The 15,914-nt window shown below is 72.2% G+C and carries 11 protein-coding genes and 4 pseudogenes; 10 read left to right on the forward strand and 5 right to left on the reverse strand.

What is annotated here, in order from left to right:
* The first annotated feature begins 26 nt into the window (after positions 1 to 26).
* The 3 genes from ABZV31_RS20230 (at position 27) to ABZV31_RS20240 (ending at position 3,373) form a co-directional block, all read left to right on the forward strand.
* Positions 27 to 1,559, forward strand: a complete 1,533-nt coding sequence (locus tag ABZV31_RS20230; protein ID WP_355895529.1) for an amino acid permease — start codon at positions 27 to 29, stop codon at positions 1,557 to 1,559.
* Positions 1,560 to 1,759: 200 nt separating this feature from the next.
* Entirely contained in the window at positions 1,760 to 2,851 is a 1,092-nt protein-coding gene (locus ABZV31_RS20235; protein WP_355895532.1) for a mechanosensitive ion channel family protein, read from the forward strand.
* 102 nt (positions 2,852 to 2,953) lie between these two features.
* Positions 2,954 to 3,373 carry a DUF4186 domain-containing protein gene (locus ABZV31_RS20240; RefSeq protein WP_355895534.1) on the forward strand — a complete coding sequence of 140 codons (420 nt, stop codon included), beginning with the start codon at positions 2,954 to 2,956 and terminating at the stop codon, positions 3,371 to 3,373.
* Positions 3,374 to 3,414: 41 nt separating this feature from the next.
* Here the strand turns inward: ABZV31_RS20240 and ABZV31_RS20245 are convergent, their stop codons facing one another.
* Positions 3,415 to 4,050 carry a M1 family aminopeptidase gene (locus tag ABZV31_RS20245; protein WP_355895832.1) on the reverse strand — a complete coding sequence of 212 codons (636 nt, stop codon included), beginning with the start codon at positions 4,048 to 4,050 and terminating at the stop codon, positions 3,415 to 3,417.
* Positions 3,975 to 4,478 (reverse strand): hypothetical protein, encoded by a 504-nt coding sequence (locus tag ABZV31_RS20250; protein WP_355895835.1) that lies wholly within the window; start codon positions 4,476 to 4,478, stop codon positions 3,975 to 3,977. Before ABZV31_RS20250 ends, ABZV31_RS20245 begins: the two co-directional genes overlap by 76 nt.
* A gap of 693 nt (positions 4,479 to 5,171) precedes the next feature.
* On the opposite strand from ABZV31_RS20250, the gene ABZV31_RS20255 reads away from it, so the two are divergent.
* The 6 genes and pseudogenes from ABZV31_RS20255 to ABZV31_RS20280 form a co-directional block, all read left to right on the forward strand.
* Positions 5,172 to 7,391 (forward strand): NADP-dependent isocitrate dehydrogenase, encoded by a 2,220-nt coding sequence (locus tag ABZV31_RS20255; protein ID WP_355895535.1) that lies wholly within the window; start codon positions 5,172 to 5,174, stop codon positions 7,389 to 7,391.
* Positions 7,392 to 7,805: 414 nt separating this feature from the next.
* Positions 7,806 to 8,771: pseudogene (locus ABZV31_RS20260) on the forward strand (aminotransferase class I/II-fold pyridoxal phosphate-dependent enzyme); the annotation flags it as partial.
* A pseudogene (locus ABZV31_RS20265) lies at positions 8,770 to 9,067 on the forward strand (homoserine O-acetyltransferase); the annotation flags it as partial. The pseudogenes ABZV31_RS20260 and ABZV31_RS20265, both read left to right, overlap by 2 nt.
* A 9-nt stretch (positions 9,068 to 9,076) precedes the next feature.
* Positions 9,077 to 9,500 (forward strand): annotated as a pseudogene (locus ABZV31_RS20270) (helix-turn-helix domain-containing protein).
* A 40-nt stretch (positions 9,501 to 9,540) separates the two neighbouring features.
* Positions 9,541 to 10,338, forward strand: a complete 798-nt coding sequence (locus tag ABZV31_RS20275; protein ID WP_355895538.1) for an N-formylglutamate amidohydrolase — start codon at positions 9,541 to 9,543, stop codon at positions 10,336 to 10,338.
* Positions 10,339 to 10,395: 57 nt separating this feature from the next.
* Positions 10,396 to 10,600: pseudogene (locus ABZV31_RS20280) on the forward strand (hypothetical protein); the annotation flags it as partial.
* 35 nt (positions 10,601 to 10,635) lie between these two features.
* Here the strand turns inward: ABZV31_RS20280 and ABZV31_RS20285 are convergent.
* Genes ABZV31_RS20285 through ABZV31_RS20295 form a run of 3 tightly spaced genes read right to left on the reverse strand, consistent with a single transcriptional unit; the run spans position 10,636 to position 13,189 of the window.
* Complete coding sequence (locus ABZV31_RS20285; protein WP_355895540.1) at positions 10,636 to 11,121, reverse strand: hypothetical protein; 486 nt, start codon at positions 11,119 to 11,121, stop codon at positions 10,636 to 10,638.
* On the reverse strand, positions 11,118 to 11,693 hold the full coding sequence (locus ABZV31_RS20290; RefSeq protein WP_355895542.1) for a sigma-70 family RNA polymerase sigma factor: 576 nt from the start codon (positions 11,691 to 11,693) through the stop codon (positions 11,118 to 11,120). The genes ABZV31_RS20285 and ABZV31_RS20290 overlap by 4 nt, the downstream gene beginning before the upstream one ends.
* Before the next feature lie 59 nt (positions 11,694 to 11,752).
* Positions 11,753 to 13,189 (reverse strand): S8/S53 family peptidase, encoded by a 1,437-nt coding sequence (locus tag ABZV31_RS20295; RefSeq protein ID WP_355895545.1) that lies wholly within the window; start codon positions 13,187 to 13,189, stop codon positions 11,753 to 11,755.
* Positions 13,190 to 13,337: 148 nt separating this feature from the next.
* Here ABZV31_RS20295 and ABZV31_RS20300 point away from each other — a divergent pair, with 148 nt between their 5' ends.
* Positions 13,338 to 15,902 carry a CHAT domain-containing tetratricopeptide repeat protein gene (locus ABZV31_RS20300; protein ID WP_355895838.1) on the forward strand — a complete coding sequence of 855 codons (2,565 nt, stop codon included), beginning with the start codon at positions 13,338 to 13,340 and terminating at the stop codon, positions 15,900 to 15,902.
* The last annotated feature ends 12 nt before the right edge of the window (positions 15,903 to 15,914 follow it).

A 15,914-nucleotide genomic window follows, 5' to 3' on the forward strand; every position in this document is an offset into this window, starting at 1 on the left:
TTGTCGATCTCCTCGGAGGTTTCCGCATGTCCAGCACCTCTGAACCGTCCCCTCCGCCCGGTCTGCCGCAGCACGACGAGGAACAGCGGCTGCGCGAACTCGGCTACCGCCCGGTGCTCGCCCGCCGCATGGGCGGGTTCGGCAACTTCGCGATCAGCTTCTCGGTGATCTCGATCCTGTCCGGCTGCATGACCCTGTACGGCTTCGGCCTCGGCACCGGCGGCCCCGCCGTGATGCTGTGGGGCTGGGCGGGCGTCGGCCTGTTCGTGCTGTGCGTCGGCCTCGCGCTGGCCGAGGTCACCAGCGCCTATCCGACGTCCGGCGCCCTGTACTACATGGCGGACCGGCTCGGCGGCCGTCGCTGGGGCTGGTACACGGGCTGGCTGAATCTGCTCGGCCTGCTCGGCGCGATCGCCGGCATCGACTACGGCGCCGCCCTGTTCACCGGCGCCTTCGCCAACCTCCAGTGGGGCTTCGAGCCTACGCCCGGCCGGACGATGCTGATCTTCGTCGGGATCCTGCTGCTGCACGCCGCGCTGAACCTGTTCGGCGTGCGCCTGGTCAGCCTGCTCAACTCGGTCTCCGTGTGGTGGCACCTGGCCGGCGTGGCGCTCATCGTCGGCGCGCTGGCCATCGTGCCCGACCACCACCAGTCGCCGTCCTTCGTGTTCACGAAGTTCGTCAACGACACCGGCTGGTCCAGCCCGGTCTACGTGGCGGCGATCGGCCTGCTGCTCGCGCAGTACACCTTCTCCGGCTACGACGCCTCGGCCCACCTGTCCGAGGAGACCTCCAACGCCTCGGTCGCGGCGGCGCGCGGCATCGTGCGCTCCATCTGGGTGTCGTGGCTCGCGGGCTTCGTCCTGCTCGCGGGCCTGACGTTCGCGATCCAGGACTACGACGCCACCCGGAACAGCGAGACGGGGGTGCCGCCCGCGCAGATCCTGCTCGACGGCCTCGGTTCGGACGGCGCCGGCGCGCTGCTCCTCGTCGTCATCGTCGCCCAGTTGTTCTGCGGGAACGCCGAGGTGGCCGCGGCCAGCCGCATGGTGTTCGCGTTCAGCCGGGACAAGGCCCTGCCCGGCTCGGCCCTCTGGCGCCGGGTCAGCAGCCGCACCCAGACCCCGGTCGCCGCGGTGTGGCTGTCGGTGGCGGTCGCCTGCGTGCTGGCCCTGCCGTCGCTGTACTCGGCGACGGCGTACGGCGCGGTCACGGCCATCAACGTCATCGGCATCACGCCCGCGTACGCCATCCCGGTGCTGCTGCGGCTGCGCGCAGGCGACCGGTTCCGGCCCGGTCCGTGGAACCTGGGCCGGTGGAGCAGGCCGATCGGCTGGACCGCGGTGTTGTGGGTGGCGTTGGTCACGGTGCTGTTCTGCCTGCCGCAGTCGTCGCCGGTGACCGTCGACACGATGAACTACGCCTCGGTCGCCCTCGCCGTCGTACTGGTCCTGGCCAGTGTGTGGTGGTACGTCGCCCGCCGTTCGTACGGAACACCCACGACCGCCGCCTACGGCACCGACCGCGACCAGGCCGAACTGGCCGAGGGCATCGTCTGAGCCGCCTGCCCGCCGCGCCGGTCCCGGTACGAACTGCCGTGCCGGATACGGCAGGATGAACGATCGCGCCGGCCGTCGGTCCTCCGTACCGGCCGGCGCGATCGCACATCCCGGAATCGAGCAGGTGACAACGTGACGCAACTTCACATCCGGCCGTCGGCGGCCCCGTGCGCCGCAGCACAACTCCCCGGAGGTGACCGGTGAACCGCGCGCTGACCCTGGACGATCTCATCCTCTCCGGCGTCGCCCTGGCCGCGGGCCTGTTGGCGGCCTTCCTGTCGCGCACGCTGCTGCGCTGGCTGGCCAAGCACGCCAAACGCACCCGCTGGAGCGGCGACGACGTCATCGTGGACGCGCTGCGGACCGTGGTGCCGTGGGCGGCGATCGCCGGGGGCGCGGCGGCGGCGGGCGCGGTGCTGCCGCTGACCAGGACGGTCCAGCGCACCGTCAACCAGAGCCTGACGGTGCTGCTCATCTTCGTCGTGACAGTGTCGGCGGCCCGGGTGATCGCCGGGCTGGTGCGGACCGTCACCCAGTCCCGCTCCGGCGTCGCCGGGTCGGCCACGATCTTCGTCAACATCACCCGGATCCTGGTCCTGGCGATCGGCTTCCTGGTGGTGCTGCAGACGCTGGGCATCTCCATCGCGCCGCTGCTCACCGCCCTGGGTGTCGGCGGTCTGGCGGTCGCGCTCGCCCTGCAGGACACCCTCGCCAACCTCTTCGCCGGCGTCCACATCCTCGCCTCCAAGACCGTCCAGCCCGGCGACTACATCCGGCTGAGCACCGGCGAGGAGGGCTACGTCGAGGACATCAACTGGCGCCAGACGACCGTCCGCCAGCTCTCCAACAACCTGGTCGTCATCCCCAACGGTCAGCTCGCGAAGACGAACATGACCAACTTCACGCGGCCCGAGCAGCAGTTGACGGTCCTGGTGCAGGTGGGGGTCGGCTACGACAGCGACCTGGAGCACGTGGAGCGGGTGACCACCGAGGTCGTCGCCGAGGTGATGCACGGGATCACCGGCGCCGTGCCCGAGCACGAACCGGCCGTCCGCTTCCACACCTTCGGCGACTCCCGCATCGGCTTCACGGTCATCCTGGGCGTCGGCGAGTTCAGCGACCAGTACCGGATCAAGCACGAGTTCATCAAGCGCCTGCACCGGCGGTACCGCGAGGAGGGCATCCGCATCCCGGCGCCGACGCGGACGGTGGCGTTGCAGCAGGGGTCGGCCGTCATCCCGCAGCAGCGCAGCGGCGCCGACGTGGCGTCGAGTTCCGCCGCCGTCGGCTAGTACCGGACGGCCCGTGGGCGGCGTACAGCGCCCCGCCAGGTCGGCGGGACCCGGAGCACGGCTTCGGCGTCCACGGGCCGAGAGTCATATGCTCGAAACGGCATGATGTCTTCCCCGGAATCCTCGATACCCGATCGGACGACTCGCTCGCTCGACCAACGCCTGGACGCGATCGCGCGCCATCCGTTCCGCGCGAAGTTCCATCTGCGCGGGCGGGACCAGGCCACCGCCGAACTGCGCGGCCCCTCCACGATGCGATGGCACGCCTACGACCTCGTCGCCAAGCGGCTGGCACCGGCCGAGCCGTACAAGGACGGCAAGCAGACCCCTTACCGGGGCCACCCGGTCTTCGTCGCCCAGCACGCAACCGCGACGTGCTGCCGTACCTGCCTCCAGCGCTGGCACGGAATCCCGAAAGGGCGGGAACTGAGCCGCGCGGAGCGCGCCTACGTGGTGGACGTGATCTGCCGCTGGATCGAGCGCGAGGTGGCGGGCGCAGGGACCTCCGCCCGCCACGACTGACGGCAAAACCTCGGCGTCAGCTCGGCCTACGCTTCCGGACGTCAGAGGGTGGCCGAGGCGTCGTGGTAGTGCCCGCCCCTGCGGGCGTGCGGGGCGACCAGTGAGGTGTTCACCGGGGTCACCGTCCAGTCCGGGTGGCCGGGCATCCGCGGCGTCTTGGTGCCGTACAGCCACTCCCGCAGGAAGCCGGACAGGTCCGGGCCGGAGACCTCCGAGGCGACGGCGATGTAGTCCTGAGTCGTCGCCGAGGAGTTGCGGTACCGGGCGAGGAAGGTGCGCTCGATGGCGGCGAAGGCCTCCTCGCCGACGGCCTGCCTGAGCGCGTACAGGACCAGCACGCCGCCCAGGTAGCGCTGGCTGTCGAACAGGTTGGCCGCGTTCGGCGCGGCGACCGGGCCGGAGTCGTGCCGCCACTGGTCGCCGCGGGCGTAGGTGTCCTTCATCCGGGCCTCCATCGTGGTCAAGCCCAGGGAGTCCGGCCAGCCGCGCTCGTAGCGGTACAGCAGCCCGTAGAAGTCGGCGTGTCCCTCGTTCAGCCACAGGTCGGCCCAGGTGGCGGGGCTGACGCTGTTGCCGAAGTAGGAGTGGACCAGTTCGTGCATCATGTGCGAGCCGATCTTCTTCTCCTCCTGGAGCAGGAACTTCGGCTTGAACAGGGTGAGGGTCTGGGTCTCCAGGCCCGTGAAGTCGAAGGCGTTCGGGTCGTCGGAGTTGCACGGCAGCAGGCCGTACGTCTCGAACGGGTAGGCGCCGAGCCGCTGCTCCAGCCACTGGACCAGGCCCGGGTCAGCGCGAGCGCCGGTTCCAGGGCGGCGGCGCGGGTGGTGGGCACGACGTCGCGCAGCGGCAGGCCGTGCAGGCCCTGCCGGTCCTTGACGACGTAGTCCCCGACCGTGATCTGCACCAGCTCGGTGGCCATCGGGGAGCGGGAGCGGTACGTGTACGCGGTCCGGTCGCCGTCCAGGCTCTCGGTGCGGACCAGGAGGCCGCCTGCGACGCCGCGCAGGCCGTTCGGGACCGTGATGCGGAAGGTGAAGTCCGCCTTGTCGGAAGGGTGGTCGTTGCAGGGGAAGACGGTGTGCGCCGAGTTCGGCTGGCCGCACACCGCGAACCCCTCGGGGGGTGGCGACCCAGCCGGTGTGCGGCAGGGCGCGGCGCGGGTCGGCGGAGTACTCCACGCAAAAGGTGACCCAGGCCTTCTCGGGCAGGGCGCGCTCAGGTGTGATCCGCAACTTCTCGTCGACCTGTTCGAAGATGGCGGTGCGGTCGGCCACGCGGACGGCCCGTATGTCCAGGCGAGGGCGTCGAGCGAGAGGCGGGTCAGGGGCCGGGTGGTGCGGATCGCCAAAGTCGCCGTGGCGTCGACGAGCTTCGTCGTCGCGTCGTAGGAGAGGTCGAGGTGGTGGGCGGTGACGCGGTAGCCGTCGTTGCCGAGGCTCGGGAAGACGGGGTCGCCGAGGGTCTCGGGGCCCGGGGAGCCCCCGTCCCCCGGGTCGGCGGGCCGGGCCTGCGCCGGGGGATCCCGCGGTCAGCGCCGCGGCCGTGCCGATCAGGGCGCCGCCGGGGCCGTCACTCTGGTGCGATATCTCATGGTCCGCTTTCGCTCGGGCGGCCGGGTGGTCGGTCCGGCCGTCGGATCAAGGGGCCGATCTCCTTCCTTGACCGCAAAAAAGCGGGTTCTGGTTGCATGAACACGTCACCCGGTCGGGCAGATCCGCCCCCGGCCCCTGTCGAGTCGGGGTCGATCACGAGATATCTTGATGTCGAGCAATGTTGCAGACGTGGAGCGGAGCACCCGGTGACTGACTCGACCATCATCTATACGCACACTGACGAGGCCCCGGCCCTGGCGACGTATTCCTTCCTGCCGGTGGTCCAGGCGTACGCCTCGCAGGCGGGTGTCGCTGTGGAGACCCGTGACATCTCGCTGGCCGGGCGCATCATCGCCGTGTTCCCGGAGTACCTGACCGAGGACCAGCGGATCCCGGACGCGCTGTCCGAGCTGGGCGAGCTGGCCAAGAAGCCCGAGGCCAACATCATCAAGCTGCCGAACATCTCGGCATCCCTCCCGCAGCTCAAGGCCGCGATCGCCGAGCTGCAGGGCAAGGGCTACGCGCTGCCGGACTACCCGGACGACCCGAAGACCGACGAGGAGCGCGAGATCCGCGCCCGCTACGACAAGGTCAAGGGCTCCGCCGTCAACCCGGTCCTGCGTGAGGGCAACTCCGACCGCCGCGCCCCCGCCTCGGTCAAGAACTACGCCAAGACCCACCCGCACCGCATGGGCCCGTGGAGCCCCGAGTCCAAGACCAACGTGGCGACCATGGGCGAGAACGACTTCCGCTCCACCGAGAAGTCCGTCGTCATCGCCGAGGACGGCGCGCTGCGCATCGAGCTGGTCGGCGACGACGGCTCCACCACCGTGCTGCGCGAGTCCGTACCCGTCCTCAAGGACGAGGTCGTCGACGCCTCCGTGATGCGCGTGGCCGCGCTGCGCGAGTTCCTCGCCGCGCAGGTCGCCCGCGCCAAGCAGGAGGGCGTGCTGTTCTCCGTGCACCTGAAGGCCACGATGATGAAGGTCTCCGACCCGATCATCTTCGGCCACGTGGTGCGCGCCTTCTTCCCGAAGACGTTCGCGAAGTACGGCGAGACGCTCGCCGCGGCCGGCCTGATCCCGAACGACGGTCTGGGCGGCATCTTCAAGGGTCTGGAGAACCTGCCGGAGGGCGCCGAGATCAAGGCCTCCTTCGACGCCGAGCTCGCCGAGGGCCCGGAGCTGGCCATGGTCGACTCCGACAAGGGCATCACCAACCTGCACGTGCCCTCCGACGTGATCGTCGACGCCTCCATGCCGGCCATGATCCGCACCTCCGGCCACATGTGGGGCCCGGACGGCCAGGAGCACGACACCCTCGCGGTCCTGCCGGACTCCAGCTACTCCGGCGTCTACCAGGCCGTGATCGACGACTGCCGCGCCCACGGCGCCTACGACCCGGCCACCATGGGCTCGGTCCCGAACGTCGGCCTGATGGCGCAGAAGGCCGAGGAGTACGGCAGCCACGACAAGACCTTCGAGATCCCGGTCACCGGCACCGTCCGCCTGGTCGACCAGAACGGCAACGTCGTCCTCGAACAGTCCGTCTCCGCCGGCGACATCTTCCGCGCCTGCCAGACCAAGGACGCCCCGATCCGCGACTGGGTGAAGCTGGCCGTCACCCGCGCCCGCGCCACCGGCGACCCGGCGGTGTTCTGGCTGGACGAGACCCGCGCCCACGACGCCAACCTGATCGCCAAGGTCAAGCAGTACCTGCCGGAGCACGACACCGAGGGCCTGGACATCCGGATCCTCAACCCGGTCGAGGCCACCAAGCTGTCCGTGGAGCGCATCCGGCGCGGCGAGAACACCATCTCCGTCACCGGCAACGTGCTGCGCGACTACCTGACCGACCTGTTCCCGATCCTGGAGCTGGGCACCAGCGCCAAGATGCTGTCGATCGTCCCGCTGATGGCGGGCGGCGGCCTGTTCGAGACGGGCGCCGGCGGCTCCGCGCCCAAGCACGTGCAGCAGCTGATCAAGGAGAACTACCTGCGCTGGGACTCCCTGGGCGAGTTCTTCGCCCTGGTGCCGTCCTTCGAGCAGTACGCCAAGACCACCGGCAACGCCCGCGCCCAGGTCCTCGCCGACACCCTCGACCGCGCGACGGCGACCTTCCTCAACGAGAACAAGTCCCCGACCCGTCGCCTCGGCGGCATCGACAACCGCGGCAGCCACTTCTACCTGTCCCTGTACTGGGCGCAGGAGCTGGCCCGGCAGACCGACGACGCGGACCTGGCCAAGGCCTTCGCGCCGCTCGCCGAGACGCTCGCCGCGAACGAGCAGAAGATCGTCGACGAGCTGATCGCCGTCCAGGGCAAGCCGGCCGACATCGGCGGCTACTACCAGCCCGACCCGGCCAAGGCCGCCGCGGTCATGCGCCCATCGGCCACCTGGAACGAGGCGCTCGCGTCCCTGAGCTGACCCCTGACCCACCAGGCCTGACGGCCCCTCACCGCTCCGCCCCGACCGGCACCGCCCGGCCGGGGCGGAGCCGTTTTGTGACGGCTGGATGTCACCGCCGACGTGGCGCTGGTGCGCCGTGACCAGTTGTGGTTACCTCGTCGCATGACCGTGCTCGTGACCCGCCGCCACGTCGATTTCGTGCGCGTCACCACCACGGGTGGTCGCGCCGCGAGCTGACGCTCCGCTCCGGTTTCCGCTGCACCTCGCGTCACCTTTCCCCTTTCCCCTCCCTCGCGTTCCGCGTGTCCGCACGCGCGCCCGAGCATGTCCCGCTCCGCACGCCGCACTTCGCACTCCGCATTCGCACTCCGCATTCGCACTCCGCACTCCGCACTTCGCACAACGCACGCCGCACTCCGTACGAGGAGCACCATGAGCCAGCCCATCGACTCCGTCACCGCCGGTCACACCCCTGAGGAGACCCCGGCCGGGCCCGACACCTCGGCCTGGTCGTTCGAAACCAAGCAGATCCACGCCGGAGCCGCGCCCGATCCGGCGACCGGCGCGCGGGCGACGCCGATCTACCAGACCACCTCGTTCGTGTTCCGGGACACCCGGCACGCCGCCGACCTGTTCTCGCTGGCGGAGCCCGGCAACATCTACACCCGCATCCACAACCCCACCCAGGACGTCTTCGAGCAGCGCGTCGCCGCCCTGGAGGGCGGGGTCACGGCCGTGGCACTGTCCTCCGGGCAGGCCGCGGAGACCCTGGCGATCCTGACGCTGGCGAGCTCCGGGGACCACATCGTCTCCAGTGCCTCCCTGTACGGCGGCACGTACAACCTGTTCCGGCACACGCTGCCCAGGCTGGGCATCCAGGTGTCGTTCGTGGACGACCCGGACGACCTCGACGCCTGGCGGGCGGCGATCCGGCCGGACACCAAGGCCCTGTTCGCGGAGACGCTCGGCAATCCCCGCGGCAACGTGCTCGACGTGCGGGCGGTCGCGGACGTGGCGCACGCGGCGGGCGTGCCGCTGATCGTGGACAACACGGTCCCGACCCCCTATCTGCTGCGGCCCGTCGAGCACGGCGCGGACATCGTGGTGCACTCGGCGACCAAGTTCCTCGGCGGCCACGGCACCGCGATCGCGGGTGTCGTGGTGGACGGCGGCACGTTCGACTTCGGTGCGCACGCCGACCGCTTCCCCGACTTCATCGAGCCGGACCCCAGTTACCACGGGCTGCGGTACTGGCCGGCGCTCGGCCCGGGCGCCTTCGCCGTCAAGCTGCGGGTGCAGCTCCTGCGCGACCTCGGTCCGGCGCTCTCCCCGCACTCCGCGTTCCTGCTGCTGCAGGGCGTGGAGACGCTGAGCCTGCACATCGAACGGCACTCCGCCGTTGGAGGCGGGCGGTGAACTCCCGGGCGTCCGGCTTGCGTTCGAGACGTGGGGGCGGCTCGCGCCCGACCGCTCCAACGCCGTGCTGGTGCTGCACGCGCTCACCGGGGACAGTCATCTCGCCGGGCGCGCCGGTGCCGGTCATCCCACGCCCGGCTGATGGGAGGGGCTGGTCGGCCCCGGCCTGGCGCTCGACACCGACCGCTGGTTCGTCGTCGCCCCGAACGTGCTGGGGGGGCTGCCAGGGCAGTACGGGACCGGCCTCGCTCCGCCCGGACGGGCGGCGGCGCTGGGGCGTCGGCGACCTGTTCGATCCGCTGTGCCCGACCCGCCAGTTACTCGACCGCATCGGCACGAAGTGGACGTCGATGACGGTCAAAGTGCTGGCCGACGCGGCACCGGGCAAGGTCCGCTTCGCAGAGCTGCGGCGCCGTATGCCGGGCGTCTCCCAGAAGATGCTGTCCGCCACGCTGCGCAGTCTCGTCCGGGACGGTCTGGTCGCCCGCCGCGTCGAACCCACGGTGCCGCCCCGCGTGCACTACCGGCTCACCGAGCTGGGCCTCTCCCTCGACGGCCCGCTCGCCGCCTCTGCGCGCCTGGGCCGAGCAGCACATGGCGGACATCGAACACCACAACCGGCTCACCGACGAAGCCCGGAGCAGGCCCGCGCAGTCCTCCGCCGGTGCCGGGGCGGGTGTTCCCGGACCCTTCGACGGTGTGACACCTTGATCCTGCCGCACACCACTGACAACGCCCCTGGAGCAGCCCTGTGCCCGACGCCGCACCGTCCTTCGACGTCCTGCCCGGCGCGGGCGACTCGCCCGTGATCCTGCATGTGCCGCACTCGGCACGGGAGATACCGCCCGCGGTGCGTGCGGGCATCGTGCTGGACGACGCGGCGCTGGAGCGGGAGCTGGACCACATCACCGACGCGCACACCGCGGAGCTCGCCGAGGAGGCGGCCGGCCTGTCCGCCGTGACCCCCTGGCGGTTCGTCAACCGGCTGTCGCGGCTGGTCGTCGACCCGGAACGGTTCCCGGACGAGCGGGAGGAGATGCTCGCCGTCGGCATGGGCGCGGTGTACACCCGGACCACGCACCGAGACGTCCTGCGGCCCGCGGACACCGACCCCGAGCCGTTGCTCGAGCGCTACTTCCGCCCGTACGCCCGGGCGATGACCGAGGCGGTGGCCGACCGGCTGGCCGCCACCGGACGGGCCGTGATCATCGACGTCCACTCCTACCCCCGCGCCGCCCTGCCGTACGAACTGCACGGCGAGGGCCCGCGGCCGCCCGTGTGCCTGGGCACCGACTCCTTCCACACGCCGCCCGAACTGGCCGACCTGGCCCGCAAGGTGTTCGCCGGCTGCGGAGAGACGGGGATGGACAGCCCGTTCGGCGGCGCCTATGTCCCGCTGGAGTTCTACGGCACGAACGCCCGCGTCGGCGCCCTGATGGTGGAGATCCGCCGGGACACGTACATGACCGAGCCGGGTGGTCCCGCAGGCCCCGGACTTACCCGGCTCGCGGCGGCGCTGGCCGCCCTCGTCGACGGCGTCTCCCGCTGACCTCCGGCTGGAGCACTCCGGCGCGACAGGCGGCCGCAACGCGGCCAGGGTGGGTGTATGACGCAGGAGATCACCACCCTGACCGACCGGGCGACGCCGCCCCCGGTACGGGACTGGCCCGCGCTGGACCTGGGACCTGCTGGACCTGGGACCTGGTGGGCACGGAGTTCGACCCGGTTCTCGCCGACCTGATGCGCGAGGGCCCGATCACCGTGTCCGCCTGCCGCACGGCGAGGGGTGGGCGTGGCTGGTCACCCTCTACCCACGACGTGAAGCTGATCACGAACGTCGCCCCGCTCAGGCCCGCAGCCACTCCGTGACGACCACCTCCCCGCCCGCCCGCAGCCGGAGCGCGAACGGACCGGTGGGCGGTGCGTCGCCCGTGAAGCGGCCCATGTCGTCGGCGGTGAGGGGCGCTCCCGGCTGGGGGCCGCTGAGCACCTCGATGCGGGCCGGCTGCGGCGGGAGCACCTGCCCCATCAGGCCCTCCCCGGTGACCTCGACGTCGACGGTCAGCTCACCGGCTTGGAAGGTCAGCATCCGCGGCACGTCCGTCGACCCCCGGACGGGGATGGCGTCGACCAGCGAGTCGAAGGTCAGCTCGGCGATGCGGGCGTCCAGGTCGTGCAGCGTGTAGGCCTCGACGGCCAGTTGGCGCAGCTCGTCCGGCACCGGGTCCAGGATGCCGGCGGCCTGCCGCAGCTCCTCCTCCAGGAATTCCTCGTCGAACTCCTCGTCGTGGAAGCCCTCTTGCCCGAGGGGGCCGTCGTCGTTGTCGCTCACAGCGTCCCCCGTGCGTCGAGTCGTGCGCGCAGGCGCCGCAGGCAGCGCTGGCGCAGAGGTCCGATGCTGCCCACGGCGATGCCCAGTGCGGCGGACACCTCCTGGTAGCTGGGCGGTGGCGAGGCCATCATCACGCGCAGCAACTGCCGGCATCGCTCGCCGAGTTCCTCGAACTCCTGCCACAGCCGCCGGATCCGCTCGCTCTGGGCCACGGCCTCCTCGGAGTCGAGCAACGACTGCTCGGGCGTACGGTCCTCGCTGACCCGGTCGAGCAGTTGCGGATCGTCCGTCACCGTCAGCCGGCTCAGGCTCCTGAGTGTCTTCAGGCACTCGTTCCGCGCGGTGCTCGCCAGCCACGACCCCGCCTTGTCGGGTTCCCGGATCCGCCCGAGGTGCTGGGCGAAGCGGAACCAGACGGTCTGGTACACCTCGTGCCCGTCGGCGTCGGAGAGCCGGTGTGCGCGCACGACCGACCACACCAGCGGGCTCAGCCCTTCCACCAGCGCTTTCCAGGCCGCCGCATCACCGTCGACGGCGGACTGGACGAGCGCGCCGACATCTGCACGGTCCACGGCTCCACCCCTCGTGTACGGCAAGTCATCGTACGCCGTGGAGGGGACGGCTTCGGCCCTCATGCCGACGGAGCGAGACGCACCACCGGGACCGGGCGCCACGTGGGCGGACGCAGCGCCGGTACGTGCGCCCCGCGCACTTCCGCGTACTCGGCGTTCGCTTCGAGCAGTTGGCGCCGCGCCGCGCGCGGGTCGCGCTCCTTGTGCGCCGTCATGTGCGTGGCGACCATGCCGGCGGCCACGGGGGTGGCGAAGGAGGTCCCGCTCCAGTGCGCGAACCCCTCGAACATCACCTGGTCCGGCTTGGCCGAGGCGCTCTCCTGCCCCTCGCTCAACACTCCGGTGTGCCGCGGGTACTGGCAGGTGCAGGCGTAGGTGAAGCCGAACCGGCAGGCGTCGTACGTGGAGTGCTGGTAGACGTACGGGACGGGCGCGTCGAAGCCGGCCAGGGCGCTGGTGAGCCGCTCGCCGGGGGCGTAGGCCTTCACCCAGGCGCCGTGGTTGGAGAAGCAGGCGCCGAACTCGCCGTCGCTGCGCAGCGCTCCGACCGACAGCACGGAGTCGGCGTAGTCGGGAAGGTCGGCGTAGGCGGCGGGCCAGAAGGGCGTGGCGCTGGCGTTGTTGCCGGCCGCCGCGACGAGCAGGGTGCCCTGCGCGCGCAGCTCCTGCATGAAGTTCTCCACGCCGACCAGGCCGTCGGTGCGGCCGTTGGAGGTGCCGGCGGAGAGGCTGATGATGTGGGGCCAGCCGTGCTGGTCGACGGCCTCGAAGAGCTTGTGCCCGAAGTCGGACTCCAGGATGGCACCGGCGTCGTTGAGCGTGCCCCGGACGGTGATGTCCGTGTTGGGTGCGACGGCCGCCACCAGCCCGGCGATGAACGTGCCGTGGCCGACGTACTGTTGGAGGATGCCCGTGTCGTCGGTCTCCGTGACCTGGCCGTCGCCCTGGACGTGGGCCAGCAGCGGCAGGGACCGGTAGTCGTGCATGAGGCCGGTGTCGATGACGAGGACGCCGACGGCGGTGTCCGGGTCGTGGGCGGTCTCGGCGGGCGCCGGGTTGGTGCCCTGGGTGAGCGGGGCGGGCACGGGCTCGTCGCCGGGGCAGGCGTTGACCGCGATGGACACGACGTGGTTGCGGCTGACCAGCCGCCGTCCGGCCCGCCCCTCGTGCTCGCGCAGGGCCCGCAGCGCGTGCGCGACGGCGCGGTCGCCGCGGCGGTCGCCGTGGCCGGGGTCGCCGACCTGGATACGGGTGATGCCGGTGCGGTTGGTCTCCGGGCTCGCGCGGCGCACATGGTCCGCGGTCAGACCGGTCGCCTCGGTGAAGTGGGAGCGCACGGTGTCCTCGACCAGCCGCGCCTCCTCGCCGTCGCGGGCGAGGACGACGCCCTTCTCGTAGAAGAACTCGGCCGAGTCGTCCGGGCCCATCGCCAGCGGGACGTCGGGCATCGAGCGCTGGATCTGGTCGAACTGCTCGTGAAATCGCTGAGGTGCCATGGCGTGTCCTCCCGTTGAGCGGCGGTCGTCAGTCAGAGCCGCGCGGCTGTTGCTTGATACAGCGCCAAACCTGTGTGACGCGGTTCCAGGGGCCACTACCATCCGAGGAGTGACAGCGGGAAGCGACTCGGTTCTCGAACTCCTGCCGATGGTCTTCGCCGCCCCGGGCGAGGCCCTGGCGCGCGCCCGGGGGCTGCTCGACGCGGGTCCGTCGCCGTTGCACGCGTCCGTCGCCCACCAGGTGATCGGCATCTGGCAGCGGGACTTCGGCGACATGCGCCTGGCCCTGCGGCATCTGCGGCGCGCCCGGGATCTGGCGGCGCGGGCGGAGTCGGCCGACCGGGAGGCCGACGTGCTGGCCACACTCGGGGTCGCGCTGGTGCACGCGGGGCGCACGCGGCACGGTCTGGAGGCGTTCGAACGGGGTGTCGCGCGCGGGACGGGACACACCCGGGCGCGCGTGCTGTACCGGCGGGCGTACGTCTGGTGGGTGCTGGGCCGGCACCGCGAAGCGCTGGAGGACGTACGCCGGGCGATCCCCGTGCTGCGGCAGGCGGACGACGTGATCTGGACGGCGCGAACGCTGACGCTGCGGGCCACCGTGCATCTGGCGCTCGGAGCGGTGGAGCGGGCCGACGCCGACTTCACCGCGGCCGAGGCGCTGTGGGACACCACCGGCCAGGAGCACGACAAGGCCGACGCCGTGGAGAGCCGGGGCCTCGCGGCCTTCCGTCAGGGCGACATCCCGGCGGCGCTGCGGCTGCTCGACGAGGCCGAGGAGCGGTACGCCAAGCTCGGCACGCCGACGTTCATGCTCAACATCCGGCGCTGCGAGGTCCTGATGGCCGCGGGGCTCGCCCCCGAGGCGCTGGCCGAGGCCGATGCGGCGATCGCGGAACTCGACGGCATCGGCGGCCAGTCCACCCGCAAGGCGGAGCTGCTGCTGGCCGCCGCCCGCGCCGCGCGGCTGGCCGGTGACCCGCACACGGCGATTGCCCGGGCGGCCGTGGCCGTACGGCTGTTCGCCGGGCAGCGGCGCACCTGGTGGGAGACGCATGCCCGGCTGGTGCTGATAGAGGCGCGGGTCGCGACCGGGCGCCGCTCCGGGCGGCTGGTCGCGGACGCCGCCGCGGTGGCCGAGCGGCTGGCCTCCTTCGGCTCGCCGGCCGCACCGGAGGCGTCGCTGCTGGCGGGCCGGATCGCGCTCGCCCTGGGCTGGACCGCGGACGCGAAACGGCACCTGTCCGTCGCCGCGCGCAGCCGCCGCAGCGGGCCGCCGCCGGCGCGGATGACGGGCTGGGCCGCGCAGGCGCTACGGGCGCGGGCGGCCGGCTCGGGCCGGGGCGTGCTGGAGGCCTGCCGGCGCGGGCTCGACGTGCTCGACGACCACCGGATGACGCTCGGCGCCTCGGAGTTACGCGCCCGGGCGACCGCGCAGGGGGCCGAGCTGGCCGCGCTGGCCCAGCAGGCCAGCCTCGCCTCGGGCGAGCCGCGGCGGCTGCTGGTGTGGAGCGAGCGCTGGCGGGCCACCGTGCTGTCCGCGCCGCCCACCCGGCCGCCCGCCGACCCGGCGCTGCTCAGCGGCCTGACCGCCTTCCGGGAGATCGCCGCCCGCGCGGAGGCCGCCCGCAGGGACGGCTATCCGGTCCCGGCGCTGGAGCGGGAACAGCGGCGGCTGGAGCGGGAGATCCGTTCCCGCACCCTGCACCTGCGCGGCGACAGGCCGGGCGGCAGCGACCGGTTCGATCCGGCTCGCCTGCTGGAGCGGCTGGGCGACGGGCGGCTGGTCGAACTCGCCGTGATCGACGGGCGGGTGCACGTGCTGCTGTGCGGCGAGGGGCGCGTGCGCCGGTTCGAGGCGGGCCGGCTCGCGGAGGCGGTGACCGAGGCGGAGCACGTGCAGGCCGGGCTGCGCCGTCTGGCGCACCCGGGCGCACAGGCCCGGCTGCCACTGGTGGAGGCGGCGGGCCGCCGCCTGGAGGAGCTGCTGCTGGGCCCGGCCGCGCGGCACCTGGGCTCCGGTCCGGTCGTGGTGGTGCCGCCGGGCTCGCTGCACCGGGTCCCCTGGGCGCTGCTGCCGTCCCTGCGGGAGCGGGTGCTGAGCGTGTCGCCCTCGGCGAGCAGTTGGCTGCGGGCCCGCGAGACCGAGCCGCCGCCGGGCGGCGGCCAGGTGCTGGTGCGCGGGCCGGGCCTGGCGACCGGGGGCGCGGAGGTGCCGGAACTGGCCGGCCGGTACGGCACGCCGACCGTCCTGGAGGACGACGACGCCCACGTGGCGCGCGTGCTTCAGGAGCTCGACGGGGCCGCGCTCGCGCACATCGCTGCGCACGGCACCTTCCGCGCGGACAGCCCCCTGTTCTCGTCGCTGACGATGGCGGACGGCCCGCTCATCGTGCACGACTTCGAGCGCCTGGACAGCAGCCCGTACCGGATCATCCTGTCCTGCTGCGACACCGCCCGGTTCGCGTCGGTCGGCGCCGACGAACTCCTCGGCCTGGTCACCGCGTTGCTGCCGCTGGGCACGGCCGGGGTGGTGGCGTGCAGTGCGCCCGTCAACGACGCCGCGGTGGTGCCGCTGATGCTCGCGCTGCACAAGGGGCTCGGCGCCGGCCTGTCCCTGGCCGAGGCGCTGCGTGACGCGCGGGCCTCGCTGCCGGGCGACGCGGTGCACCAGGCCACGGGGTGGGCGTTCTCGGCGTTCGGGGCGGCGTGACGGCCGCGGAGG

This window comes from Streptomyces sp. NPDC005202 (genome assembly GCF_040608235.1).
Lineage (GTDB): Bacteria > Actinomycetota > Actinomycetes > Streptomycetales > Streptomycetaceae > Streptomyces.